This window comes from Gilliamella sp. CG35, assembly GCF_046635745.1.
Classification (GTDB): domain Bacteria; phylum Pseudomonadota; class Gammaproteobacteria; order Enterobacterales; family Orbaceae; genus Gilliamella; species Gilliamella apicola_I.
The window spans coordinates 1-1,819 of the sequence record NZ_JBIDFH010000035.1; the positions used below are offsets into that span (position 1 = coordinate 1).

Annotated in this window: 3 protein-coding genes; all 3 read right to left on the minus strand. The window is 35.2% G+C overall.

Going from position 1 to position 1,819, the window contains the following annotated elements; translation table 11 throughout:
* Positions 1-398 (minus strand): hypothetical protein (locus ACGH4F_RS09525; protein WP_411591014.1); only part of this gene is annotated, 398 nt, incomplete at its 3' end.
* A 377-nt stretch (positions 399-775) separates the two neighbouring features.
* Positions 776-1,492, minus strand: coding sequence for a hypothetical protein (locus ACGH4F_RS09530; RefSeq protein WP_411591015.1), 717 nt, complete (start codon positions 1,490-1,492; stop codon positions 776-778).
* A 24-nt stretch (positions 1,493-1,516) separates the two neighbouring features.
* Positions 1,517-1,819: hypothetical protein (locus ACGH4F_RS09535; RefSeq protein ID WP_411591017.1), on the minus strand; the 303-nt coding region annotated here is incomplete at its 5' end.

A 1,819-nucleotide genomic window follows, 5' to 3' on the forward strand; every position in this document is an offset into this window, starting at 1 on the left:
TCTTCCATAAATGCTTTCTTTTTGTCTTTTTTATCTTTCCAGACCCCTATCATTTCCACTTCCTCAACTGAAAGATTAGTGATGTAGTTAGAATCTTTCATCGTGTACTGAGCTAGAGATCCAATTCTCTTAGCACTAGTAAAAGAGATTGGCTGCTTTGTTATAGAGGTTTTACCTTTCCACCAGTTACGGAGCTTTGCCATCTTCTGTTTCTCTGGGAACCAGAATATACATTGAAAATGGGGTTTTCCTAAAGAACTGACTTCTTTTCCAATAATCCAAAAACTAGCATTATAATGGGATTTCCACTTATTAATAAGTGTTATATCGTCTGTATCGTCTACATCTACTCTTAAGGAGTATGCGTAATGGCCTGTTTTTATATGGGTATCTTCCATATATATTATATCTATCTATTTTTTATTCGTATAGGTTACGAATAAAAAAATAGAATTCCTAAAGATTACAATTTCTATGAGAGATTGTAATTTTCAAAGAGATATCATTCAGTATCGGGACAACATCCAGTAGGGGATATAGTGACACATTAGTAGATAGCATATTCTTTTTAAGTTGTTTTTGATACTTTTTATATAGTTCTTTCTTACCACTCACATACCTTAGGTATGCACCTCAGCATTCATTCCCCGCCTAAACCACGGAAAAACAAGGGACGCGAATCCTAAAGGATTCGAAACCTTTTTCACTGGTTCAACAGTGCGACAATGAGGTCGGTATTTATATGGAACGGCTTATTATTTCTATTTTAAAAATATTAAGGATCAATAAAGCTTATCTTAGCATTATAGGCATAGGATGCGATATTATCGGTCTGTAGAGTACCTTGAGAATCGTAGCAAACTACCATCATACCTATATCACGTTTTTTAGGGATAGCTCCACCTTCATCATAAGTTATTTTCTTACCTTTCCAGTTGCCATTAAGCGTACAAAGGTAGGAATGCTCTTTAGCTGAACCGGGATCACTTGCAACACCGGTTGAGTAAGAGGGTCCAGAGAATATTGTTTGAGAATCTATGATACTAATTTGTTCATTATTAACTCTGTCTAGCATTTTATTTTGCTGTGTGAACCAACAGACTTGATCACTAAGGGTGACACCAGCTGTATACCAAAAGAGAAAGCACTTGTACATTACATTTGGTCGATCATTTTTGTTAGACAACCACAATCGAATATTTACATTCTGCAAGAGCAACTCATCACCTACTCTAACTAGGCGAGATTGAGCTAAATCATTATCGTCAGCAGTTCCCTGCTTACAGGATAAGAACTCAGCCAAATAATCTGTCTTATTATGAAACAATTGTCGGTTTTCATCAATGAAACCGAATACTTTTTTTTCAGGGAGCGACATTGCTTCTTCCTTAGCAATAGCTCTAACTGTTTTAATTTGATTTCTTGAGAGTCCTAAGCGGCGTTTAGGGACGCGAGCCCCACCTAACTTCTTTTTCCTAAATCTTCCAGGCATTATAATATAACATAACATTTTAATTTAATATGAAAGGAGATGACTAAACCAATCACTCGCTAGTTGCCTACTCGATTGAAATTTCTCTTTCCATAAAATATAATGTATTGTAGAACGGTTTGGACGTTTATTGTGTTTTCTATAAAACTCTAATAATTCTACTATGTAGTCTTGCTGTGCGTCTATTAGCTTTCCTTGATCAGCTAATCCTTTAATTCTATCAGCACTATATGATGCAAAACTATATAATTCTTCCATAAATGCTTTCTTTTTGTCTTTTTTATCTTTCCAGACCCCTATCATTTCCACTTCCTCAACTGAAAGATT